The 24704-nt window shown below is 38.5% G+C and carries 25 protein-coding genes; 12 read left to right on the top strand and 13 right to left on the bottom strand.

All coding sequences use genetic code 11. The features are described 5' to 3' along the window. Positions 1 to 66: 66 nt before the first annotated feature. Entirely contained in the window at positions 67 to 666 is a 600-nt protein-coding gene (locus VOI17_RS09585) for a hypothetical protein (RefSeq protein WP_323757031.1), read from the bottom strand. A gap of 146 nt (positions 667 to 812) precedes the next feature. On the opposite strand from VOI17_RS09585, the gene VOI17_RS09580 reads away from it, so the two are divergent. The 4 genes from VOI17_RS09580 (at position 813) to VOI17_RS09565 (ending at position 4688) form a co-directional block, all read left to right on the top strand. Continuing rightward, positions 813 to 1883, top strand: coding sequence for a sensor histidine kinase (locus VOI17_RS09580; protein WP_323757030.1), 1071 nt, complete (start codon positions 813 to 815; stop codon positions 1881 to 1883). Further along, complete coding sequence (locus tag VOI17_RS09575) at positions 1876 to 2571, top strand: response regulator transcription factor (RefSeq protein WP_323757029.1); 696 nt, start codon at positions 1876 to 1878, stop codon at positions 2569 to 2571. The genes VOI17_RS09580 and VOI17_RS09575 overlap by 8 nt, the downstream gene beginning before the upstream one ends. Before the next feature lie 76 nt (positions 2572 to 2647). Beyond that, positions 2648 to 3316, top strand: a complete 669-nt coding sequence (locus VOI17_RS09570) for a TetR family transcriptional regulator C-terminal domain-containing protein (RefSeq protein ID WP_323757028.1) — start codon at positions 2648 to 2650, stop codon at positions 3314 to 3316. Between the two features lie 52 nt (positions 3317 to 3368). Continuing rightward, positions 3369 to 4688 (top strand): ABC1 kinase family protein, encoded by a 1320-nt coding sequence (locus VOI17_RS09565; RefSeq protein WP_323757027.1) that lies wholly within the window; start codon positions 3369 to 3371, stop codon positions 4686 to 4688. 125 nt (positions 4689 to 4813) lie between these two features. Here the strand turns inward: VOI17_RS09565 and VOI17_RS09560 are convergent, their stop codons facing one another. The 3 genes from VOI17_RS09560 to VOI17_RS09550 are packed head-to-tail and all read right to left on the bottom strand — an operon-like array spanning position 4814 to position 5872. Beyond that, entirely contained in the window at positions 4814 to 5089 is a 276-nt protein-coding gene (locus VOI17_RS09560; RefSeq protein ID WP_323757026.1) for a hypothetical protein, read from the bottom strand. Next, positions 5082 to 5504 (bottom strand): DUF1801 domain-containing protein, encoded by a 423-nt coding sequence (locus tag VOI17_RS09555; protein WP_323757025.1) that lies wholly within the window; start codon positions 5502 to 5504, stop codon positions 5082 to 5084. The genes VOI17_RS09560 and VOI17_RS09555 overlap by 8 nt, the downstream gene beginning before the upstream one ends. Continuing rightward, positions 5501 to 5872 (bottom strand): diacylglycerol kinase family protein, encoded by a 372-nt coding sequence (locus VOI17_RS09550; RefSeq protein WP_323757024.1) that lies wholly within the window; start codon positions 5870 to 5872, stop codon positions 5501 to 5503. Before VOI17_RS09550 ends, VOI17_RS09555 begins: the two co-directional genes overlap by 4 nt. 74 nt (positions 5873 to 5946) lie before the next feature. Here VOI17_RS09550 and VOI17_RS09545 point away from each other — a divergent pair, with 74 nt between their 5' ends. The 7 genes from VOI17_RS09545 (at position 5947) to VOI17_RS09515 (ending at position 11056) form a co-directional block, all read left to right on the top strand. Then, entirely contained in the window at positions 5947 to 6969 is a 1023-nt protein-coding gene (locus tag VOI17_RS09545; protein ID WP_323757023.1) for a tetratricopeptide repeat protein, read from the top strand. Between the two features lie 129 nt (positions 6970 to 7098). Beyond that, a complete protein-coding gene (locus VOI17_RS09540) occupies positions 7099 to 7611 on the top strand; it encodes an RNA polymerase sigma factor (protein ID WP_323757022.1) in 513 nt (170 codons plus the stop codon). After that, the gene (locus VOI17_RS09535) at positions 7601 to 8152 is read left to right on the top strand and encodes a hypothetical protein (protein ID WP_323757021.1); all 552 of its coding nucleotides are present in this window, start codon (positions 7601 to 7603) and stop codon (positions 8150 to 8152) included. The genes VOI17_RS09540 and VOI17_RS09535 overlap by 11 nt, the downstream gene beginning before the upstream one ends. Before the next feature lie 19 nt (positions 8153 to 8171). Next, a complete protein-coding gene (locus VOI17_RS09530) occupies positions 8172 to 8687 on the top strand; it encodes a DUF4252 domain-containing protein (protein ID WP_323757020.1) in 516 nt (171 codons plus the stop codon). Between the two features lie 53 nt (positions 8688 to 8740). Continuing rightward, the gene (locus tag VOI17_RS09525; RefSeq protein ID WP_323757019.1) at positions 8741 to 9271 is read left to right on the top strand and encodes a DUF4252 domain-containing protein; all 531 of its coding nucleotides are present in this window, start codon (positions 8741 to 8743) and stop codon (positions 9269 to 9271) included. Between the two features lie 67 nt (positions 9272 to 9338). Then, positions 9339 to 10247 carry an ABC transporter ATP-binding protein gene (locus VOI17_RS09520; RefSeq protein WP_323757018.1) on the top strand — a complete coding sequence of 303 codons (909 nt, stop codon included), beginning with the start codon at positions 9339 to 9341 and terminating at the stop codon, positions 10245 to 10247. After that, complete coding sequence (locus VOI17_RS09515) at positions 10244 to 11056, top strand: hypothetical protein (RefSeq protein ID WP_323757017.1); 813 nt, start codon at positions 10244 to 10246, stop codon at positions 11054 to 11056. The genes VOI17_RS09520 and VOI17_RS09515 overlap by 4 nt, the downstream gene beginning before the upstream one ends. Positions 11057 to 11290: 234 nt before the next feature. Here VOI17_RS09515 and VOI17_RS09510 read toward each other — a convergent pair whose 3' ends face one another. Continuing rightward, entirely contained in the window at positions 11291 to 12136 is an 846-nt protein-coding gene (locus tag VOI17_RS09510) for a 1,4-dihydroxy-2-naphthoyl-CoA synthase (protein WP_323757016.1), read from the bottom strand. Positions 12137 to 12183: 47 nt separating this feature from the next. After that, positions 12184 to 12522, bottom strand: a complete 339-nt coding sequence (locus VOI17_RS09505) for a DUF3817 domain-containing protein (RefSeq protein ID WP_323757015.1) — start codon at positions 12520 to 12522, stop codon at positions 12184 to 12186. Positions 12523 to 12702: 180 nt separating this feature from the next. On the opposite strand from VOI17_RS09505, the gene VOI17_RS09500 reads away from it, so the two are divergent. Continuing rightward, on the top strand, positions 12703 to 14805 hold the full coding sequence (locus VOI17_RS09500) for a S9 family peptidase (RefSeq protein ID WP_323757014.1): 2103 nt from the start codon (positions 12703 to 12705) through the stop codon (positions 14803 to 14805). A 66-nt stretch (positions 14806 to 14871) separates the two neighbouring features. Here the strand turns inward: VOI17_RS09500 and VOI17_RS09495 are convergent, their stop codons facing one another. The 7 genes from VOI17_RS09495 to VOI17_RS09465 all read right to left on the bottom strand — a co-directional run bounded on the left by VOI17_RS09495 (position 14872) and on the right by VOI17_RS09465 (position 24569). Beyond that, a complete protein-coding gene (locus tag VOI17_RS09495; RefSeq protein ID WP_323757013.1) occupies positions 14872 to 16707 on the bottom strand; it encodes a hypothetical protein in 1836 nt (611 codons plus the stop codon). Positions 16708 to 16849: 142 nt separating this feature from the next. After that, the gene (locus tag VOI17_RS09490) at positions 16850 to 17200 is read right to left on the bottom strand and encodes a MauE/DoxX family redox-associated membrane protein (protein ID WP_323757012.1); all 351 of its coding nucleotides are present in this window, start codon (positions 17198 to 17200) and stop codon (positions 16850 to 16852) included. A 76-nt stretch (positions 17201 to 17276) separates the two neighbouring features. Next, a complete protein-coding gene (locus VOI17_RS09485) occupies positions 17277 to 18686 on the bottom strand; it encodes a TolC family protein (RefSeq protein WP_323757011.1) in 1410 nt (469 codons plus the stop codon). Beyond that, positions 18686 to 20041 carry an HlyD family secretion protein gene (locus VOI17_RS09480; RefSeq protein WP_323757010.1) on the bottom strand — a complete coding sequence of 452 codons (1356 nt, stop codon included), beginning with the start codon at positions 20039 to 20041 and terminating at the stop codon, positions 18686 to 18688. The genes VOI17_RS09485 and VOI17_RS09480 overlap by 1 nt, the downstream gene beginning before the upstream one ends. A 7-nt stretch (positions 20042 to 20048) precedes the next feature. Next, positions 20049 to 21770, bottom strand: a complete 1722-nt coding sequence (locus tag VOI17_RS09475) for a peptidase domain-containing ABC transporter (protein ID WP_323757009.1) — start codon at positions 21768 to 21770, stop codon at positions 20049 to 20051. Continuing rightward, entirely contained in the window at positions 21770 to 22456 is a 687-nt protein-coding gene (locus VOI17_RS09470) for a TetR/AcrR family transcriptional regulator (protein WP_323757008.1), read from the bottom strand. Before VOI17_RS09470 ends, VOI17_RS09475 begins: the two co-directional genes overlap by 1 nt. Before the next feature lie 199 nt (positions 22457 to 22655). Next, complete coding sequence (locus VOI17_RS09465; protein ID WP_323757007.1) at positions 22656 to 24569, bottom strand: M1 family metallopeptidase; 1914 nt, start codon at positions 24567 to 24569, stop codon at positions 22656 to 22658. Positions 24570 to 24704: the final 135 nt, after the last annotated feature.

Below are 24704 nucleotides of genomic sequence, written 5' to 3'. Positions count from 1 at the left end.
ATGAAAGGCCAGCCTGAGACCTATAAGGTTTTCAAAACCTTATAGGTCTGGTTTATTAGTTTATTTTTAATACTCCCATTCTTCTAGTAGTTCAGCCGTATGATCACTGTGGAAAGAAATGTATTCTTTGATATCGCCAAACCATCCTACAACTTCATTTCTCGAGAGCAAAGTTGGTTTGTTAGATGAAATTGATTGGTAAGAGCTATAAGCCCAATCTTCTATACTTCTAGTAAAACCATGTTTTATGGGGTTCTGATGAATGTAATTAATAGCTCTGGTTAAGTAATGATCCGAATTGATCTGAAACCTTTTAGTATAATCGATCCATAAAGCTCCTCTGCGATTATATTTCTTGTTATAAGCTTTGGCATATGAGTTTAGTAAATTGCTGAGCTGCTGCATAATGAGTTTATGAAAATCATTATGATACTTGGGATGCTTTGCAAGGGTTTCTTCATCGTGGGTTTTAATTAAAAAGTGGATGTGATTGGGCATTAGACAATAAGCTAAAGTACCACAAACGGAGGGCATATAATTAGCGTAACGTCTTAGAAAGTAGCGATAGTTATCATCGTTTCGAAATAGATTTTCGTCACCTATCGCATGGTTTACAATATGATAGTACGTTTCGGGTTCAAATTTCTCTAGGCCTTTCATTTCCATCAAACCTATAGGTTTATATACCCATTAATCTAACGATTTTTATCTTTTCGAACCTTTATTTTGAAACTATATAGTGTTAGTATATTGATTATTTATGTTTAAAATTGCTCCGCGACCTTTCTTCATTTCAATCGTCCTCTAAGGGAATGAGAAATTTTAAGACTTGGCTTGAGCAGCATCAGGAAGACTTGATAATAGTTGTCCTGCATATTGTTGCTTGGGGGCTTTACCTTTCTTTCATCAACCTGACTTTTTTGGGGAACCGTTTTAGTACCGAGTTTAGTGTGTGGTATATTTTTTCGGTAGCCGTCATAGACATGAGTGTGTTTTATTATCTCTATGTCGTTGGCATTCCCAAATTACTTATGAATCGAAAAACAGGGTTGCTTTTTGGCTTGATATTACTGATTCTGGCCATATACCCATTTTTGGTATTTTTAATGAATACGGCTTTAGCTCACTTCTTTCCAACGGATATCACCCCTATTGCGGCTTTGGAAAAAGCACGCTTTTGGACCGCCTATGGAGTGCGGGTATTGTCCTGTTTATTTGTGGTAATGATGGCGGGCATTGGTAAGTTCACTTTCGACTGGTTTAAAAATTTAAGGATCAGAAGAGAGCTTGAAAATCAAAACCTCACCAGTGAACTGGCCTTTCTTAAATCGCAGATCAATCCCCACTTTCTTTTCAATACGCTCAATAATATTCACACACTGGCCTATAAAAAGGCAGATGGAGCACCGGAGGCCATCATGAAACTTTCGGAACTGATGCGCTATATGATTTATGATTCTAATACCGATTTGGTGCCCTTGAATAAGGAGCTTCAATACCTTCAAAGCTTTATCGATCTCCAAGAACTTCGATTTAAAGCCAAAGGAATAGTGAGTTTTAAGGTAGAAGGTGATGTCTCTGAAAAACACATTGCTCCATTAATTTTATTTCCTTTTGTGGAAAATGCCTTTAAACATGGGGCTCAACTTAATAATGCTGATGCAATCCAAATTAGTTTAAAGATCAATGATGATTTGGTGTATCAGGTAAGAAATGAATTTGTAGGGAGTAATAACAAGCAACAAAAAGACAGAGTAGGCGGAATAGGGCTGGGAAATATCAGACGTAGATTAGAGCTTATTTACCCTTCGGGTTTCGGTCTAGAGGTAGCACAAACCGCGCAGCATTTCAATATAAAACTAACCATTAGAAATCATGGATAAAATTAGATGCATGGTGGTGGATGACGAACCATTGGCCATAGAGATTCTAGAAGAGTATATTGGTAAGGTGCCTTGGTTGAGTTTTGCTGAAAGCTTCGATAAAGGAGTAAAGGCCATTGAATATATAAATAACAACGAGGTTGATTTATTATTCCTTGATATTCAAATGCCTGATTTGTCAGGTATACAAGTGGCGCAATTGATAAGTAAGAAATGCGATATCGTTTTTACAACTGCCTATCATCAATATGCGGTTGAAGGTTTTGAACTCGAAGCGAAAGATTACCTACTCAAACCGATTTCGTTTGAACGTTTTCTTAAATCTGTGCAGCGCATCAAAGGTTGGCAAGAACAATTGCAGAAGGAGAAGGAGGATTTTGTATTTGTGAAAACAGAATATAAAACAAAGAAAATACGCCTGTCTGATATTCTGTACATAGAGGGTATGAAGGACTATTTGCGAATAGTCACCTCTACTGAGAAAGTAATGATTCTGCAAAGCTTCTCTAAACTCTTGCCCACCTTGCCTTCAAGCCGATTTTCAAGAGTGCACAAATCCTTTGTAATTGCGCTAGATGCAATCGATATTATAGAAAAGAGCAAAGTCAAAATTAAGGAGGCATGGATTCCAATTGGAGAATCTTACAAAGAGGATTTTCTAGGTGAAATTCAGCGAAGAACCGTTTAACGTTTGTTAGAATGTTTTTTCGAAAATAATTCACTTCTCCAATAACCTTTTACTTACAACTTAGGTTAATCGAGTCATGGAAAAGAAGACGACAAGTAAATCTTCTAAAGCGAAGGTGAACGATTCAGAAAAACTCAAGAAGGCCTACATCGAGCATATTCTTGAGCACGGTAATAGACCTGCTTCTATCTTTAAGTTTGTAAAAGAATTAAAGATTAAAGAGGAGGCTTTTTACGAGAACTTCAACTCTTTTGATACCCTAGAAAAAGAGCTTTGGCGCGATTGGTTAAGCGAGACAGTGGCAACGATCAAGTCCGAAGATGTTTACGCTGAATATTCGGCAAGAGAGAGGCTGCTGGCCTTCTATTTTACTTTTATTGAGGTATTAAAGAGCAACCGAAGTTTTATTCTGCTTACTGTAAAGAAAACGATCAAGCCAGAATTTACACCTGCTCATCTTAAGGAATTTAGAAAGGATTTTAAGGAGTTTGTGAATGAGATTTTGGTGGAAGCTAAAGAAACCGAAGAGGTTCAAAACAGACCTTACATTAGTGATAAGTACGATGAAGGGATTTGGCTACAGTTTTTGTTTGTTTTCAATTTTTGGATGAAAGACGATTCAAAAGCGTTCGAAAAAACAGATGAAGCCATTGAAAAGGCAGTCAATTTATCTTTCGATTTAATGGGAAAGGGGCCACTAGACGCCATGATTGATTTCGGGAAATTTCTATTTCAAAACAGATAATTAAACTAAGCCTACAAGGGCATTGACCCTTTGAAGGTTTACAATCTATACGATGAAAGAACAATCAAAAATACCTACAGGAAAAGTGCAGAGGGCGGCTAAGTTTGTAACTACGGGCGCAAAAGTGGGAGGTAATTACATGAAGCATTACGCCAAAAAAGTAATGAATCCGTCTCTTTCAAAAGATGAATTACACCAAGATAACGCAAGGGATATTTACAATTCGCTGAGTGAGCTAAAAGGTAGTGCGCTAAAAGTGGCGCAAATGATGAGTATGGATAAAAACATGCTGCCAACTGCCTACCAAGATAAATTCTCGATGGCGCAATACAGTGCACCACCCTTATCTTATCCTTTGGTGGTAAAAACCTTTCAACAGTATTTCAAGAAATCACCTACTGACATTTTTGACACTTTCACCAAAAATGCGGTGAATGCGGCTTCCATTGGGCAGGTGCACAAAGCCACTTTGGAAGGGAAAGAATATGCAGTAAAAATTCAATACCCTGGAGTCGCTTCCAGTGTTCGCTCGGATCTTAAATTGGTGCGTCCATTTGCAGTTAGGTTGATGAATTTAAATGAAAAAGACCTTGACCATTACATGGAGGAGGTAGAAACCAAGCTGATTGAAGAAACCGATTACTTGTTGGAAGTACAGCGGTCGGTGGAGATTTCAGAAGCTTGCGCCCATATTGAGAACATTCGGTTCCCGAAGTATTATCCTAAGCTATCAGATGAACGCATCATCACAATGGACTGGATGGACGGGAAAGTACTGAAAGAGTATATCAAAAGTAACCCCAGTCAAGCAGACAGGAACAAGGTTGGGCAGGCCCTTTGGGATTTCTACGACTTCCAGATTCATACCTTAAGGCAGGTTCATGCAGATCCGCATCCAGGGAATTTCATTATTAGTGATGATGCTGTTTTGGGAGTAATCGACTTTGGTTGTGTTAAAGTTATTCCGGAGGAATTCTATGATCCATACTTCAATCTAATCAGAAAAGACATCCTTCATGAAGACAAGGAATTAGAACAGCTTTTTACTCAACTTCAGTTTATTTATCCAGACGATAAGCCGGACGATAAGACTTATTTTTCTGCTGTAATTAAAGATATGATGGGGATTTTGGGTCAGCCATTTCATCAAGATGAATTCGACTTTGGAGATGATAGCTATTTCATGAAAATTTACCAGATGGGCGAAGTGATTTCTCAATCGCCTAAGTTCAGAGAAAGTGAAAGGGCCAGAGGAGCAAGAGATGGGCTCTACATTAACCGTACATACTTTGGGCTCTATAATATTCTAAATGAATTAAAAGCGAAGGTGAAAACTACCAAGCCAGAGTGGGCGATAAAAGTGGCGGTTTAGGGTGCTAACTCTAGGCTGGCTGATATTTTGATTAAGAACTTGTCTTCCGCTTTAACGGATTTGACATTCATTTAGTAGGAATTAAGCTCGCCAGAAATACATGAAATAATATGGAGTTAATTTGATCAATTTTCTCTGTTCTGCCGATTCATTACTTCATCTTTGATTTGCTGCCTTAGTAGTTTCTGGTTTTTGATAAATAGCCTTAACAAAAGGAAGGCTACAACAAGGTGTAACCCAATATAGGCCCAACGATTAAAGTCAAAACCTAGATAGTCATAAACCTCTCTAGGCTTAATTAGGGAACTTATTCCATTCACTAAATAAAAAATGCCTCCAACCAAATAAAGCCATCTCCACTTTGTTCCAAAACGTTCAGAACGTGTCCTTCTATCATCCATATTTGTTGGTCATGTAGTCGTATGAGTCCTTAATGAGCCGTTTCAATATTTCAATATCAACGTCCTCAATATTTTTAATATACAGGCAAGATTTACCTGTTTTGTATTTGCCCAGTTGAGCCAAGTAGCCTTCATATTTTTCGAAGCCTGGCATTATGTAAAGCGTGAGGTTTTGAACCCTTGGTGAAAATCCAATTTTCAGAAAGTCACCTTCTCTTCCACTTTCATATTTGTAATGGTAATTACCAAAACCAATGATGGAAGTCCCCCACATTTTTGCAGGCGCATTAGTGATTTCTTCCATTAAGTTCTTAACGAGAACGCAATCATGTTTTTTTTTTTCCTCTGCTATGCTGTTTAAAAAATCGGTAACGCTTGCTTGGGTTTCTTTAGTTTTGTTTTGTGCTTTTGTCATGAGTTGAAAAAATAAGGGTGAAAAATAAGTGTGCCGATTACTGCGGCAGTAATTGCAGCAATTAAAACAGCTGCAGCAGCGATGTCTTTTATGATGCCTGCTTTAGTGTCAAACGCTGGCGAAACCAAGTTCACTAGCTTTTCGATGGAAGAATTAAAAAGTTCAGCTACTAACACCATAGCAATTGCTGCGACAATCCAGAGCCATTCAAACACTGACAGGTTTAAATAAAAGCCCAATAAAAGAACCAGAAGGGTGGCAAACAAATGAACTCTAAAGTTATGCTCGTGTTGAATTACATGCCAAAGCCCTTTGAAAGCAAATTTGAAGCTTTTTAACCTTGCCAAAACAGAGAATTTTTTAGACATAGGTTAAAAGTAAGAAGATTTATAACGCAATGAAAAGTAGGTTCGTAAAAGCACGAGCACTAATTTTGGGCGTCATGCAAAGAACTAAATACTTCTACCTAATACTGATACTCTTTTGTGCCACCTTGAGCTGCGATAACGACAAAGCAAAAGCTGGAAGGTTTTTATTAATGGGGAATAATGAATTGGCTGATTTAAATTATAAGGAGGCCATTCGATTATATACCGAAGCCATCGGGAAAGACCCATTATTTAAGGAAGCTTATAATAATAGAGGAGTTGCATTATTCAAAAGTGGCCATTATGCCGAAGCGCTTAATGACTACTCTTTTGCTATTGTACAAATCGACCCTACCTATACCGATGCCTATAAAAATAGGTTTGAAGTGAACCTCGTTTCAGGAAATTTAGAACGTGCATTGAAAGATGCTGAGTACTTGAATAAGGTTTACCCTGATAGCGCCTATACTTATCTATATGAAGGGTTGGCCCTTACAGACCTTAAGCGTTATGATGAGGCGATTGAAATGTTTGATATGGCTTATCAGAAGGACTCTAAAAATGTGGAGGCGGTAGTAAATCAGGCGAACGCCTACTATATGTCTAATCGGTATAATCAAGCCCGCGAATTACTTCAGAAGGCAATTACCATTGATGCTACCGAGCCGAATATCTATAATACTTTGGCTTTAATAGCAACACAGGAAGGTGATTTCGAAGAAGCTTTGAAGCAAGTAAATCAAGCGATAGAAATAGATGGTAGAAATGGTTACTTCAGTAATAACAGAGGTTTTATTTACCTGAATTTAGGAGATATTGAAAAGGCAGAAGCAGATATAAATTTAGGAATCAGGCTTGACCCTAGAAACCCTTGGGCCTACCGAAACAAAGCTATTTTTTATTACAAGAATAAGAGTTTTGATTCCGCTTTAAGGAATATAGAACTTGCTGCAAAGTACGATAATTCCATTCCATTATTGAACCATTATTGGGGGCTGATATTGATTGAATTGGATCGTGCAGATGAAGCTTGTGCTAAATTGGCTTTATCTGAATCGCCAGATAAAGAGTTACTTATGAAAATGTACTGCAAGTAGAATAACAGCTTTTTACATTGAAAATCCCTTCCGCCTTTTATCTTTAGAAGGCGGTTTTTTTGTGCCTTTTAGAATAATTTTAACATCAATGTTAACAAGTCTTAACAACATGCCGTCTAACCATTGATTATGGATGTAGTACAGTTCAAAACTGACGTTCTGCCTTTAAAGAACAAACTTTACCGCTTTGCTTTCAACATTGTAAAAGATGAAGAATTGGCAAAGGATGTGGTACAAGAATGTATGATCAAGGTGTGGGAAAAAAGGGATGAAGTAAAACACATTAATAACTTGGAAGCTTGGTGTATGCAGGTAACCAGAAACAAGGCCCTAGATAAGCTGAGGTCTAAACATATTAAGAAAACTGATCTTTTTGAAGTCGAATTCGATACTAGAAAGGAAAAGGATACGCCAGTTGTATTGGCCGAACGAAACGAGATAATGGACCGCATTCAGTTTTTAATTGATGCGCTTCCTAGTCGACAACGAGAGGTAATGCAGTTAAGAGACATTGAAGGCTATAGCTATAAAGAAATAGCTGATATGCTGGAAATAGATATCAATTTGGTGAAAACAAATTTGTTTAGAGCACGCAGAAAATTGAAGGAAAGCCTGATTAAAGAAAACGCTTATGGACTCTAGAATAGAGCAATTATTAGAAAAATACTGGGCTTCAGAGTCAAGTATTCAAGAAGAAAAAGAACTGAAAGAATTGGTGGCCAAAGCTGATAATTCAGAGGAGATGGAAGAACTGAAGGCCATGTTTGGTCATTTTCAGTCGGAGCAGGAACTCAGTTTAGGTGATGATTTCGATCAGGAGATTTTATCAATGATTGAAGCAAAACCTGAAGCGAAAGTAATCAGCATGTCTGGTTACCTTAAAAGGTATGCCGGGGTAGCAGCAGCAATGTTAGTGTTGATCACGAGCTCATACTTCTTTATGCAACAGCAGAAGGAATACGAACAAGAAGATACATTTGATTCACCAGAGTTGGCATTAAAGGAATTGAAAAAACAACTTGTGATGGTTTCCAACTACATGAATACGGGCTCAAGTAGTCTTAATGACTTGAATAGCATGAGTAAAATGGATGTTGGAATGGAAGGCCTTAAATATATGGGTGATGCGGCTAGAGGAATGGAGCCAATTAGTGAAATGGATATTTTAGAAAAGAAATTTTAAAAACTTAAAATAGAACAAAATGAAAAAGTTAGCAATGATTATGGTAATGGCCGTAATGGCCTTCGGAGCACAAGCTCAAAATGATGCGATTTCGAAGTATTTCTCAAAATACGAAAAGGATACGGATAAATTTAGTGCTGTATCCATCAGTGGGAAAATGTTCGCGATGATCAACTCTATCCAGGTGGAAGATGATGAAGATAAGGCTTTGGTCGAGTCATTAGGTAAGATTAAAGGTGTGAAAGTGCTTTTTGCTCAAAAGGATGTTGATGGAGTTGCTATGTACAAAGAGGCAATGGGTGCTATCAAAGGCAGAGACTTTGAAGAACTAATGTCTGTTAGAGATGAGGATAAAGACATCAAATTCTACATCAAAGAGAAGGGCAACAAAATTGACGAGCTCTTTATGGTAATGGGTGGAAACAAGGAGTTTGGAATGGTGAGTATTGTTGGAGATGGTATTGATATCAATCAACTGTATAAGCTTTCTAAAAGTCTAGGAATGGACGAATTCAAACACTTAGGGGGTAAATAAACCCCTTATCCTTTTAGGAATTCAAAAACTCAACAACTTTTTATATTTGGATTATGCGCAAAACAACACTGATATTAACGCTGGTCTTATTCTCCACTCTTGCTTTCGGTCAAAGCAAGAGTGTTGAAGAATTCAGAAATGATAATAAGCCCACACTGAAGCTCTTTTTTTATAAGAGTACGCTTAAAATGTTTGCCAATTTACAATTGCAAATGGCAGACGAGATGGAAGAACTACCTGATTTTTCATCAGTGATCAAGAACATTGAGAAAGTAAAATTCTTTGTATTCGATAAGGATAGGTATGAAATGGATGATCCTATGTTTTCTAAACTTGAAAAGGATATTCTTTCAGAAGGTTACGAATCCATGATGACAGCCCGTATGTCTGGCGCAAACATGAATTTTATGATGAAAGGAACTGCTGAAAAACCCAAAGGTTTTGTGGTGGTGATGAGGTCAGAGGATGGGATTAGCCTGGTAGATATTGAAGGATACCCAGACTTAAAGCAAATCATGAAATTCTCAGAGTTTATGAGTAAAAATACCAGCGGCTTAGAGTCGATCATGGACGCTTTTAATTAATAGAATACAGGAACTGGTTTTGGATGGACCAGTTGCTGAATACCAATAAAACTCAAAAAAACACGATTTGGAAACTGTATTGTCAATTAAAGGCCTCTCCAAGCAATATGGAAAGGTCAGGGCACTTGATAACCTCAATCTTGAGGTGAAGAAAGGAGACGTCTTCGGAATTCTCGGCCCCAACGGTAGTGGAAAAACGACTACCCTCGGTATTATCTTAAGTGTAATTAACCAAACCAATGGTCAATTTGAATGGTTTGGTGAAAAGGCAAATAAGGATACCCGAAAAACGATTGGTGCCATTTTAGAGCACCCCATTTTTTACCCATACCTCACTGCGGTTCAAAACCTCAAAATTGTTTGCGATATCAAGGAAGTTCCTTACGAAAGGGTAGACGAAGTATTGAAGCAGGTTGGGCTTGAGGAACGCAAGGATACGAAATTCAAAACCTTCTCATTGGGAATGAAGCAGCGCTTGTCCATTGCGTCAGCTTTGCTTTGTAACCCTACGGTAATGATTCTGGATGAGCCCACCAATGGCCTCGATCCTCAAGGAATTGCCGAAATCAGAGAACTCATTATTGAGATTGCCAACGGTGGTAAAACCATCATTATTGCTAGTCATTTACTGGATGAAGTTCAGAAGGTATGCTCACATTTCTGTGTGCTTCAACGTGGAAAACTGATCTATAACGGGTTGGTGGAAGATGTAGGGAAAGGCTCAGTTTCGGTTGAAGTAAAAGCTGATCATGACGATTTGCAAACTGTTCTGGAACAATCGGGCCTTGGCACGAAAGTGAAACGAGAGCTTGATAAGTACATTATGACGATGGAGGGAGAGCATTCTGCTGCCGAATTGAATGCTTATTTGTTCAAGCAAGGAATCACTGCCAAGCACTTGCTTGTACAATCGAAGAGCCTTGAAAAGCAATTCTTAGAAATTTTAGCTGGTAATAAAGAAGGAGGTGCCCAATGATGAGACTACTAAAAATAGAACTGAAAAAAGTAATGCCAAACCGTGCATTTCGGGTATTGGCCATTATGTACATCGTTGCGATGGTTATTGTGAGCATGGGCGTAATGCCTTTCTTTCAATTTTTAAAAGCAAAATTTACTGAATTTGGAGCCGATGGGGTTGATCCAACGATCATTCCTTTTTATGAATTTCCAGATATTTGGCAGAACCTCACCAGTGTGATGATCTATTTCAAGCTTTTGCTTGGGTTTAGTTTAATATTTTCAATTACTAATGAGTATTCTTACCGAACCATTAGACAAAACGTAATTGACGGCCTCACAAAGAATGAGTTTATCTGGTCAAAAATTATAATGGCTGGTTTCTTGAGTGCGGCTTCAACAATAGCTTTGTTTTTCCTAGGCTTAATTACGGGCTTTATCTATTCGTCAGAAATATCTTTTTCCCTGGTATTTAGCGATGTCTACTTCTTGGTGGGCTTTGCGCTCCAACTTTTTGCCTTTTTACTATTTACTTTGTTTGTAGGCTCGCTAATACGAAAGTCAATCATCGCTATGGGTGTGCTGATTTTCTGGGTAATGGCTGTGGAAAATGGCTTCTGGATATGGAGTAGAGCAAAGCACCATGAATGGGTAGAGTACTTGCTTCCAGTAAAGTCAATCAATTCCTTAATTCATACACCCTTTCCGAAATATGCATTTCAAGAGGTTCAAGACTATTTCACTTGGCATGAATTTGGGCTAGTCGTGTTTTGGGGAGCCTTATTTTATTGGGCTACAACCAGATTGGTTTTGAAAAGAGATTTATAGAAAACTCCCTGCCATCTAAAATAAATGCCCTATCGGTTGTGAAACTGACAGGGCATTTTTATGGTCATAGCGAGCCTGTTGATACCACTGAAAGAGATACCGTACTACGTGAAGAAATCTCTCCTTTGAAATCACAGAAACTGCTGTTTTGAGACTGCTTCGTTTCAGTCCATTGCTATGGCATTGCGCCCTGTCTGCCGCAGGCAGGCTCGCAGTGACGTTTCTGATTTCAGTTTAAGGAATCCACTTAATGTCTTTAAAGTTAGGTTTACGCTTTTCTAAGAAAGCATTTCTGCCTTCTTTAGCTTCTTCTGTCATGTAAGCAAGTCGAGTAGCTTCACCCGCAAATACCTGCTGGCCCACCATGCCGTCATCAGTCAAGTTCATAGCGAATTTCAGCATTTTGATGGAAGTTGGTGATTTTTCTAAAATCTCTTGTGCCCATTGATAGGCAGTATTTTCTAGTTCATCATGTGGAATCACAGCATTCACCATGCCCATGTCAAAAGCATCTTGAGCTGAATAATTTCTTCCCAAGAAGAATATTTCTCTCGCCCTTTTCTGACCTACCATTTTGGCTAAATAAGCAGATCCATATCCACCATCAAAGCTGGTGACATCAGCATCGGTTTGCTTGAAAATGGCATGTTCTTTACTCGCTAAGGTAAGATCACAAACGGTGTGTAGGCTATGTCCACCGCCAACGGCCCAACCTGGCACAACAGCAATCACTACCTTCGACATAAAGCGGATTAAACGCTGAACTTCAAGAATATTCAATCTTGGCATTCCATCGTCATCCACATAACCTTGGTGACCTCTGGCGTTTTGGTCGCCACCGCTACAAAATGCCCAACCACCATCTTTGGCCGATGGGCCTTCGCCTGAAAGTAAAACCACACCAATGGAAGTGTCTTCGCGGGCGTCTAAAAATGCATCGAATAATTCTGATACGGTTTTAGGGCGAAAGGCATTACGCACTTCTGGGCGATTGAAGGCAATTCTGGCTACGCCATCGCCTGATTTTTTGTAGGTGATGTCTTGGTATTCTTTAACGGTGGTCCAATTGGGTGTATTCATAATGCTTTATTTGTTGCTAAGATAAAACTTTTGATTGGGTGCGGGATTTAACCTTCTTGTCTAAAGTATTTTTTTTCGGCCACAAAAGTACCAAAGGGAAGTAGGGAAGCCAATAATGACAGAAATGTAATACTCATCGACCACTGCTTTTGCTTTGCTACAATCAGCACCCAAAGGCAGTAGCTTACAAATAATACACCGTGCGCCAAGCCTACAGGGTGTGTGGGTTCTGGAATGTCGAAAATGTATTTTAAGGGTACGCAAATGCCTAATAAAAGTAAATAGCTTATCCCTTCTAAAATGGCGAGTAACCGGAGTGTTTTTAAGTGGTCCATGCTTGATTTATAGTAATCAGCTGCGAAGATAAGTAATGAAGTATTTGACATGGTGCATTATCTTTCTTTTTTGGCAGTGAAATTGAATGAGTTGCGATGATTACCAGTACCGACTGATTTTATAATGTATTCACCGTATAATAACTTTATGCTATTTTTTTACAACCGAAAGTAGTAGTATTAGCCACGTATTCCCTTTTTGGAATGAAAATCGATATTAAAATGAACTCAATGAAAATGAAACTTGCATCAGTGATAGCCGCTGTGGTCATTTTGGCTAGCAGTACGAGCATTTTGACAGCGCAGGACAAGCTAAAAAGCATGCCTGGTTATGATCAATATCAGAAGGTAGCACCTCAAATTAGATCATCCGTTGTTTCGGGAAGCCTTTCAGTACAATGGAGTGACGATGGATCGTCATTTGAATATACGAAGGATGGTAAGAGATACCAATATGATATTAAAAAGAAAACAACCTCTGAAATCAATGCGCCAGAAGCAGCGTCTAGGGGAAGAGGTTTCAGCCGTGGCCCAGCCAGAGGTAGACAATTTCCTTCGGCAGATTCGCCTGATGGTAATTTAAAGGCTTTTACGAAAGACAGAAACATGTACTTGAGTAACCCTGATGGTAGTAATGTGGTAGCCATCACAACTGATGGTAACCCTGAAAACCAAATTAAGTACGGTATTGCTACTTGGGTTTATGGTGAAGAATTAGGTCAGCGTACTGCCATGTGGTGGTCGCCTGATAGCAAGAAAATTGCCTTTTACAGATTTGACGAGAAGAATGCTCAGAAATATTATGTGCTTTTAGATCAGTTGAAGCTTTACGATTCTCTTGAGGTAATGTCTTATCCTAAAGTAGGTGCAGATAACTTGCCTGTTGACTTAATGGTGTATGATATTGACACCAAGCAAATGAAGAAATTGGATACGCGTGATGGCAAGCCATTTAATGATGGTGCTGTTGGAACCTACCTTTATGGAATGGATTGGACACCGGATGGAAAGGAATTACTTTTCCACAGTACCAACCGCAAGCAAGACATCATGGAATATCGTGCTGCAGACCCTGTTACAGGGAAATCTAGAGTAGTGGTTCGCGAAGAGTGGTTGCCAAGTTTCACCAAAAATACACCTGAAATTAGAGTGTTAGAAGATGGAAAACGTTTCGTTTGGGCTTCTGAACGTTCTGGTTTTAATAATTACTACTTATACAACTTTGATGGCACTTTGATCAATGCCATTACTAGCCATCCTTTCGAAGTATCTAACATTGTTAAAATAGACGAGAAAGCTGGGGAAATGTACTACATGGCCAGAAGTGGTGAAAACCACATGAAAATGCAACTACATAGAGTGAAATTAGACGGAACCAAGGACACTCGTTTAACTGATCCCAAATTTAACCACAGTGTGAATGTTTCTCCTGATGGAAAATATTTCACCGATATTGCTCAAACACATAATATCGCTCCTGTTACAAATTTGGTTGATGCAAAAGGCAAAGTGGTTGCTGAATTAGCCCAAAGTGATTTGACTAAATTCAATGAATTGGGATTGAAAAAATCAGAGGTATTTACCTTCACTTCGGCTGATGGCGTTACACAGTTGCATGGGATGATCAGTTTCCCTTCTAACTTCGACCCTAACAAAAAATACCCAACGCTTTTGGCGAACTATGGTGGCCCAGCCACAAACGAATTCTCAGAGAACTTTTCTATGCCAAGTCCATTGACGGAATACGGATTTTTAGTCGTGAGCATTGATGGAAGAAACGTGAGAGGTAGAGGAAAAAAACTACTTGACCAATTATACGGCCATTTAGGTATTGTAGAGCAAGATGATTTCGCAGAAGGTATCAAATCACTTTACAACCGTCCTTATTTTGATAAAAATAGAGTAGGGGTTTATGGAACTTCTTATGGTGGCACTACCGCAGCAATGAGCTTGCTAAGATTCCCTGATGTTTACCAAGCTGCTGTTGCTAATTCAGCGGTTGCGGATTGGGTATTCTATGATAACATCTACACAGAGCGTTACATGAACCTTTTGGAAGATAACAAGGAAGGTTATGACAACTTTAGACTTGCTAAATATGCACCAAACTTGAAAGGTGAATTGATGATTTATTACGGAACTGCGGACAACAATGTTCACCCGTCTAACTCAATGCAATTGATCAAGGCTTTACAAGATGCAGGTAAGAGTTTCGAAGTTCAAGTTGGTCCAGATAGAGGTCATACTGCTGTTAATACTGAGCGAATGATGGAGTTCTTTATTCAGCATTTAGTATTGACGAATCAGCCTTTGACTACAATTCAAAGACGTTAAGAAAACGAATTTTCTAAGTATGAAAAGAGCAGTGCCATTGGGTACTGCTCTTTTTTTATGTCGAGCCTAATTCAATAACTGGGATATCAGCGATACGCTGAATATGGTAAGCATAAACCAGCCAATAAAACCCTCGATAATGGCTAAATATCGGGGCAGCCCTTTGATAGGAATTTCGCCAAAGCCCAAAGTAGTGAAAGCATTAATGCTTAGCATAAGTGCATTGAGCACACGGATAGAAAGGTCAAAGCCAACGCCAATCACTAGGTAAGTGCCGATTTGTATATTCTTCCAACGCTTTTGAGAACGACTGAGTGTATGCCATTCACCGCTTAAAATATCTGTGGTTTTAAGCAAGTAGCTGGTTAGTTTTGTGCCAATCATTGCAGCACTATATATGGGTTTCGACCAAGCAATGAAAAAACGAGGTAACTCTAACTTGCCGTCCTCTATTCGTTTTTTGAAGGCATCATATTCACTCAGTTCTTTCCTTTTCTCTACCAAGTAAATGTCATTCATGCCTTCTTTGCTTCGGAGGTATTTCTGGAAAAAGTCGAAACGATGCAGTATTCTGTGCTTTCCTTGTTCATCCCAACTGTTAGGGAAAAAGAGGTAAATCAAGGCAAACAGTATCACTACATTTACAGAGAAAACTATAGCCTTAGAAGGTTCTGTTCCATAATCCGAAAATACTTTTAAAAATTGATTTACCTTCCATTTAAAGAAAGTGTTGAAGGATGGATTTTGAGAATAGAGGTAAGCTAAGCGTTCAGTCTCTAGGTTTTTAATTCCAATATAAACTGTATTTACATCCTCCAAATCGTGTTGAGACTTATATAAATCAAGCAACTTACCTCTCAACTTTACTTCTTGCTTGTACGATTTTCCATATTGAACAACATCCTTTTTATATTGAGCTAAAATGCTGTCATTGGCTTCAAAGCTCATAAAAGTACCCATTCTGACAGAATCTGAGAGTGTACTGAAGTAGTCGTTGTATCCTTGTGATGAGATCAGATGGTCGCCCCATTGAGACCATTGAAAAGTACTGCTGGTGGTCAGGTCATCAAAATCCAAGAGCAAATGATTAATGAAGGTGTTTTCTTCTAAGATTGACGTATTGAGTTCCATAGAGCCTAAAACCTTTATTTCCGCAATCCACTCCCCAAAATCATTACCGGAGATGTCTACTTGGTCCGTTAAATTTCCAGTAATGGTAACTCGGCCTTGGTCATAAAATATGCAATCTTTAACGGTTACAGACACTACTGAAACTCCATTGAATCTAGAACCTCGTCCTTCTTTAGAGCCCCAAATTTCGGAATTTTCAATTCGTATTCGAGAACGCATCTTTTCGTCTGTGGTGCCCAAATCCATGTTTACGCTTTTCTTGAGCTTACTATCCGTTATGGACACAGCTAGGTTGATGCTTCGGCTGTTCCTGTCCAATAATTCAATGGTGCTTGCCATGGACTCGGTTGACATAATTGTCAGCCGCCCTTCGAATGTACAATTCGTAAACAGCACAGATGAAGTGTTACGGAGTAAAACATTTTTATTGAATTTGATATGGTGCAAGGGATTGGGCTGTCTTCTGTCAGAAATGTCAAAGTGGACATTAGTAAGTTGTAATACTTTATCGATTACAATGGTATCAGAATTATTGAAGGTTCTCATAAAGCTTCCGGGTGAGCTACTGTATCCAAAGCGAACATCAGTAACTTGATCATACTTGATGATTGCATTATCAAGATTCAGAGTGTCTGGGGAGGTCTCAATCAGTTGAAAAAACTCAGTGTATGAATAATTTTCAAACTCACTTGTTTGTGAGAACAACCTCTGGGAAGCAGACAAAAACAAAAGCAATATGAAGATTGACCTATAACGAAGAGAGGTTTGCATACAGTAGTTTAAGGTTGTGCTGCTTGTGTAAAGTGGTACTGAATATACCGAAAATGCTGACAAAATCAATTTTATTGACACGCCTGTGATTTTAGACGAGTCTGTCGACTACTGGTTTAGTGTTCAATAGAAAATAGTCGGGCTAGGTGAACATCCAAGCCCAGTAAATTAAAAAGCCTTGAAGTGGAAGTCTTACCCAAAGCGCGATAATGTACCATACCTTTTTAACCTTATTGGTTTTAAGCATGTGGATGTTGGCTGGAAAAACTCCAATGAGTACTGCAATGATTCCCCAAGCACCAATGACTTGAGTAGAGGGGAAGAGCAGTAATACGCCAAAAACAATTTCAAATACTCCGCTCAAATATACCAATGGAAGATGGTAGGGGAGATAGCGAGGCATAATCCTGAGATAAGCTTTAGGTTTTATGAAGTGCATAAGACCAGCTAAAATGTACATGGCACTCATAATATAAAGCGAAGGATTTTCCATGGGTAGGGTAGTTTTAGCTGTTCAATATAAGTTAAATCAACTTGTGCTTTACTGAAATCTATAGGCTGGTCTTGAATTATCGATAAAGCCTACCCGAAGCATAGTCAATTCCAGCGCTTGAAATGTTGAATTTAGAAGCCAGAGCAATTGCTTTAAGTCGCGCTTCAATTAAACTTGATTCACGAGAATTCATCAAGAAAAGAGAACTTTCACCCATGGTAAATTTAATTCTCTCCCCTTCAAGCAAGCTGCTATAGTTATTCACTGCCTCTTTATATATCTCTACTTGCTGCCTTAGTGCAACATGCTCGTTAAAATAACTTAGCACCTTATTCTCTATTTCTAATTGTTTTTGGCGTTGTCCAAATGTGGTGTTTTGAATTTTATATTTGGCCAATTGAAGGTTGCCACGCTGTTCTCTCAGAAAGATGGGTAAACTGAACTCAATACCCCATTTATAGTTTTGAGTTGAAACGTTATTCATAAAGTTGTCTCCCACGGGCTCATTCAAGAAATTATAGTTGAGATTAAGCTTAGGCTTTATTTCTTCTGCTTTAAGTTTCCTTTCAATTTCTAATGAGGACAATTTGAAGTTATAAATCTGCATGTCAGGATGAGCACTTGGTATAGCATCAACAATGGTTCGTAAAGAATCAAAAGAAGTAACGCTACTTAGTTCGATTTCATCGAAAAGCGGAGGCCTGAGTTCATCAGTAATCTCTAAAGGAGTGTTGTTTTCAAACCATAAGTAGTTTGAAAGATCGAGCGTGGCATTTTGGTAGGCAAGTTTATATTCGTTTCGGCCCAATTCTCTATTCTGAACTTGGATTTTCGCTTCTAATGTGTCTATGGCTGGTTTATCCCCAAGTAAGTAGCTGTTTTTTACTGCTTCAAAACGAGTGACGGCTAGGCTAACTGATTCTTCATAAACCTGATATTCATTGTATGCCTGTACCCACTTCCAATATTGCTTTATGGCATCAAAGTAAAGTTCGTTCATCAGTACTTTTTGCTCTGCCTCAGTGGATAAAGCAAATACATTAGCTTTTTGCAATGCAGCCCTGCGTTTATCAATGAATAAGCCTTGGCCTAACGATACCGAAACACCACCATACCAAAGTCCTCCATTGGGGACTTTGTTCTCGGGGTTTAAATATACTCCTCTGTTTTGCTCAAACCCAGTTTTAAATTCAAGTCCATACCAAGTAGGGATTTTTAAGCCACTGTTCAGAATACTGTAATACTCCTTTTCGTCAAATTGCTTTTGATCCAAATTGGCGAACAGTTTTGGATCAAACCCACCACGGGCTGCCCTTACAGAGCTTTCTCCTTGTTCAATCAGTAACCTGCCTTGTTGCGCAACGGGATGATAGCTTTCTAAGTACCAAAGAAGTTGATCTTGGGTGAATATGGTACTTCTCTTTTGCCCTTGGGCGAAATGATCGCAGATTGAAAGTAATAAGATGCTTATGATCAATCTATTCATTACTTCTTTTTTGAACTCTTGTCTGTATTGTTGTTGGCCACATAATAATCTGCAGGAAAACCATTCAGTTTACGCCATAGCTCATACCATATCGGTACATCTTTCAGTAAGGCCATTCCGTTGGCTCCAGAACCCACGCGCAAGCCTTCTGGCCAAGATTCATCGCTAGGATCTGGAGCTACCAAAACCCTATACTGGCCATTTGGGCTGGTGAAGTTGTCTATGGCGACAACATTCCCTCCGAAAGTTCCATATGACAAGTTTGGCCAGCCAGAAAAGGCAATAGAAGGCCAGCCATCAAAAATGAAACGAATTGGCTGCCCCTCTCTAATAAGTGGCAAATCCATCGGTCGGATGTAAAGGGTAACGGCTAAATCATAATCTGATGGCATAATGGTCAGCAGTTGTTCCCCTTCTTTCAAGGTCTCTCCAATTCCTGATTTAATCGTTTCGGTAATGTATCCGTTTTGTGGAGCCGTAATGTAATGCATTCCCATTCTTACAGAGTAGTTTTTATACTGGTTCTCCATTTTGGAAACAGTGGCCTCTGTATCGAATTTATTCGACATGGCTGTGAATTTGTCAGATTCTGTTTTGGCCAGTTTATCTTGGTATTGATTTTCAATCGAATTGACCTCTACTTTGGCATTTATCAGTTCATTTCTGCTGCTGAGTAATTTGTTTTCGGCACTGATTTTTTTGGCTTGTGTTTCTTGAAGTTTTAATCGAGTACTTTCCAAATCTGTGAGTGACTTTAAACCACTTTCATACAGCTGTTCCATCCTCCTAAATTGATTTTCAGCTATTAAGTTGTTCGTTTTAGATGCTTGAAAATCAATGCTATCCGACTGAATCTTAAGTTCAATTTGCCTTATGTAGTTTTCGGCTTGCTCCAGCTTAAGCTCCTTTGTTCTTAATAAGGCTTCGAGTTGATTATCCAAAGCATTTATTTTTCCCGAATAGGAATTTAAGCTTGAAGATTTCGAAGTGATTTGGTCCTGTGTTCTGGACAAAAGCTCAGGATCGAAATAATCGTCTTTCACTTCTGATATGTATAAGATTGTGTCTCCCTTATTCACATAATTACCTTCTCTTACATACCACTTTTCTATTCGGCCACTGATAATAGAATTTACTGTTTGTGGCCGTTGGTCTGGCTGCAAAGTGGTTACCACTCCCGTTGATCTAATGTTCTGTGTCCATGGTAAGAACAAGGCAAGAATAAAAAGGGTAAAGAATATGGCAATAAGACGAGTAAAAGTTTTACCAGCATGATAATCCTTTACCATGGCAAAAGATCGAAATTTTGACGTATCAACCTTACCCTCAATTTTGTTAGGACTTATGTTTAGCATGCTATTGTTATTTTTTTGAAAAAACGTTTGAATACCATGGGTAAGTGGTCATTGAGGCCACTGTGCCTTTCGCAATTATTTCCCCTTTTTCCATAACAATGGTGCGGTCGAACTTATTTGCCACAAATGGGTCGTTTGAAACGGCTATTACTGTCCAATTTTGAATTAACAGATAGTCTAAGAAAGAGTCTTTATCTTTTTCATTCAATTGATTAAAGTCGTCTTCTAAGAGAATCATTTTAAAATTTCCAGCAATACTTCTGGCCAACATTATCCTTAAAATGATGCTCTTTGGTAAGTTGCGTCCTTCGGACAATAAGGTCGTGAAATAGCCTTGAGGTATTGCATCTACAAAATCTGTAAGGCCTACTATTTCTGCTACTTGTTGAACTCGACTCAATGTGATTTCAGGTTTTCCCAATGAGATGTTCTCGAAAAGAGTTGCATTGAAAATATCACCACGAGTAAGGTTGTCGCCAATGAGTTTGTGGAAATCGGCCTTACACCAATTTGTCAATGGCACACCTTGGCATGATATGGAGCCACTGTATTCATCATATAAACCAGAAATAACATGGAGGAGAAGTGATTTACCGGAACCATTGTAACCCGATAAGCATATTTTCTCTCCCGATTCGATGTTGAAGTTTACATTTCTGATGGTGTCTTCTTTCAAATAACTGAACCTATAACCCAAATTGGTAATGTTAATGGTTAGGCCTAGTTCGTCTGATGTATCCGCTGTAGAACCGTTGTCACTGTCGAGCGGAATGTCAGTTACATTCCCTATTTTTTCAATCGAAGTAAGCACATCATAAATGGTTTCCATACTAAGAATTAGCTTTTCAACGGAGTTTAATACCAAAATGATAATGATTTCTGCCGCTACGAATTGACCAATGTTCATTTGCTGATTAATAACCAAAAGACCACCAATTAAGAGTAAACCTGCCGTAACTAATACTTTAAAGCCAACCAAGTTAATATATTGGGTAAGTAAAGTTTTGAAATGTGCTTTTCGAGAGGTCAAGTAGCCTTCCACCACTTCGTCTGTTTTTGACAATGGCAAAGGGGACTGACCAGCCAGTTTGAAGGTTTCCATAGCTCGGGCCAACTCTTCGAGCCAATGAGCAACCATGTATTTGTTTTTAGATTCAATTATGCTGGTTTTTAGTCCTTTAGGTGCTGTGAAACGAAATATTACAGAAACGACAACCACCAAAAGCAAACCGAACATTATGAAGAATGGATGGTAAAGCGAGAGTAGAATTAAGCCAAACACAACCTGGAGTGATGCACTTGAAAAATCAATTAATATTTTAGATAAGCCTTTTTGAACCGATAAGGTGTCGAAAAAGCGATTTGCTAACTCTGGAATATAGGCGTTCTTTATCGATTCCATTTTCATTCTTGGAATGCGATAAGCAAACTCAAAAGCGGAGCGTGTAAATATTTTTTGCTGTATATTCTCCGTTATGGTAAGCTGCATGATTTGCATTACACCTGAGGCTATTACTCCAGCAATTACAAAAATCACTAGAATAAACCATGATGTGGACACCTGACCTCCACTGATAAGATTGATGATGGCTTGAATTCCTAGAGGTAGAGAAAGTGTAATGACGCCATTGAAGAGTGCGTATACATACACACTCATGATTTCACGCTTATCTACTTTAAGCATGTTTAGAAACCTCTTTACAGGAGAAATACTTATTGCAGGGTTCATTAGATAGTGTTTTGCTGAATGGTTGAAATAGCCATATCGGTATAAAACTGGGTTAGAACAGATGAATCACCAGAAATATCTGTCAAGGTAGGTAAATGGTTGGCAAAATATTTTTGATGATGAATGCCTTCAATAATTGTTGAGGTGAGTGTACTGGCAAATTCAAAATTTGGGTTTAGTTCTTTAATGATTTCGCTAATGCGAAGCACCATGCGTTTGTAACCAGCGTAAAAACCCTCTTTATTTGAATCATCTACCTGTTTCGTCAGATAGGCTTTTGACGATTCAGAGATTACAATTTTATTGAGCAGGCCAAGATTGATGTGGCCAAACATTTCATCATTAGGAATGTCTTTTGAAATCACTTTTATAGCCACTTTAAGTCTTTCTTCGGCAGATGAGATATTGGCTGTAGAAAATACAAGATGGTATTCTAGCCATCCCCAGTACCAGGAAGTAAGGTATAAAAGGAGTTTGTGTTTGCTTTCGAAATATCTGTAGATAGAACTTTCAGTGGTTTCTAGCTTAAAGGCTAATTTCCTGAAAGTAAAACTTTCCAATCCCATTTCATCAATCAATTGAATGCTATTATTGATGATTTTTTTACCAAGTTCCGATGAGTTCGGATCTTTTAAAAAGACCTTCTCGTTGACTTGGATTTGCATTTGGCTTATTAGATTTTTCATAACACGAAAGTATAACGCCTACCTTCGGGAAAGGTTTGAGTACTATTGTAAAAAATATTAAAATAAACTTATTCAATAGTATTACTTTCAATTTAATCATCGCTTTTAATTTAACGGTTAATTGAGTTTTATATAATGGGCATAAAAAAGCAGCTCAATCTTTTCGACTGAGCTGCTTTTAAATTCTATTGGGGGTGAATTATTTGTTTGTTTTCAATGAATTCACTTCCCATTTATTGTTTCCTCTTTCTACATCGGCCATTCTTCCTGAAGGGTCAATTTCAATTGAAGTAATATCAGACATTGGTCTGTCGATTGTGAAATCATAGGTTGGGTTTACCCAAGCCCAGTCAGAGTGTACAATTCTTTTGTCTTGAGTTTCAGCTGGTTTTTCTCCACGCATCATTCTCAAAGCCATATAATGTACTTCTTTAGATCCGTCTTTGTAGGTAACCACCACATCCATTGGCATTGGCATCATTCCTACTTTTTCTAAAGTAACATTCGTTTTGTTGCCTTCACCACTGACTTCTTTTACTCCGTAATCAATAGATTTTGTAGTGTAAACGAAGTATTCATTATACCAGTCCAACTCTAAACCTGATACTTTTTCAAATGATCTGATAAGGTCATTCGGGTTTGGATGTTTAAATTTCCAATCATTAAAATAAGCCAACAACGCCTTGTTAAGATTTTCTTCACCCATAACATAACCCATTTGGCTCATCCAAGCAGCACCTTTTCCGTAAGCTGAGCTACTATACGCGCCATTCATATTGAAATGATCTGAGTGAGTACTCAAAGGTTCTTCTCTTCCGCTTTTTGATAAGCCTATATAGCTTCTTTGGCCAGAGTTATTTCCTAAATTATCTAAAGTAACTGCTGGTTCTGATTCTCCTTTTGTAAGTCGGTTAATGTGACTAGAAATACGAGTAGAAGCATATGACGCAAACCCTTCATCCATCCATGGGTGAAGCGCCTCATTACTGCCTAATATTCCATGGTACCAATCGTGCATTGCTTCGTGAATGGTTACACCAATGAGGCTACCTCTTGATCCTGTGATCAATGTGGACATTGGGTATTCCATACCGCCATCACCACCTTGAATCACAGAGAATTGTTTGTATGGGTACTCACCAAAGTTGGCGCTTGCATATTCAAACAACATTTCTGTTTGAGGCATTACATTCTCCCAGTTCTCTTCGTTTTGTCCTTCTTTATGAATGAAGTGAAGAACCATTCCGTTCTTCATCGTTAATTTCTTGTGTACATATTCGGGGTCAGCTGCCCATACAAAATCATGAACATTTGGCGCAAAGAAGTGCCAAGTAAGTTTACCGTCTTCAATTTTTTGGTTTACAGTTTCACCTTCGTTTTCATAACCGTGACCAATCTCTAAAGGGTTTTGTAAGTAACCAGTACCACCAATTAAGTAGTCTTTGTCAATTTTGATTTTAATATCAAAACTACCCCATACACCGTAAAACTCCCGGCCAATGTACTCATCGGCATGCCAGCCTTGGTAATCGTATTCTGCCATTTTAGGGAACCATTGTGCCATTGAGTAACGAACGCCTTCAGCATTGTCACGACCAGTTCTTCTGATTTGGATTGGAACTTGCGCTTCAAACTCCATGTCAAAATCAACAGTGCTTCCTGGAGCAATCGGTTGGTCAAGTTGAACTTCTAAAACAGTCCCTACCACTTCATACTTTACTGGTTTGCCATTTAATTTTAGTGACTTGATTTTTTGGTATCCAATTTCGTCTTCTTTCAAGTTGAAAATTCTATCTCTTACTCTGCGGTCTGGGTCAGCGATGGTTCTTGATCTTACGTCCATCATACTTCCTGGTTGGAAAGCGTTGAAATATAGATGGTAGAATACTTTATCTAAAGCATCCGGAGAATTATTGGTGTATTTTACGTTCTGGACGCCTTGATACCTGTTGGTATTCACGTCCATATCAATTTCCATTTTGTATTCAATGGCTTGTTGCCATCGGTCATTGTCAGGCTTAGTGGCCCCAGTACCATTTCCTTGAGAACAGGCCTGTACACTAAGCATTAGCAAGGCCATGGAAAGGAAGTAACTTCCAATTTTTTTTGTCATCGTCTTTTAAGTTTAAAGATGTAAAGTATTAAACTGATAGCAGCAGTCCAAAACAATATTTTCGAGTGGTAGGAATTATCATTTCAGGAGTAATAAGGATTGAAATATGGTAAGGTGAAATTTACCGACTTAGGA

The sequence above is a fragment of the Roseivirga sp. genome (assembly GCF_034669765.1).
Lineage (GTDB): Bacteria > Bacteroidota > Bacteroidia > Cytophagales > Cyclobacteriaceae > Roseivirga.
This window is presented reverse-complemented; position numbering and strand designations above follow the sequence as displayed.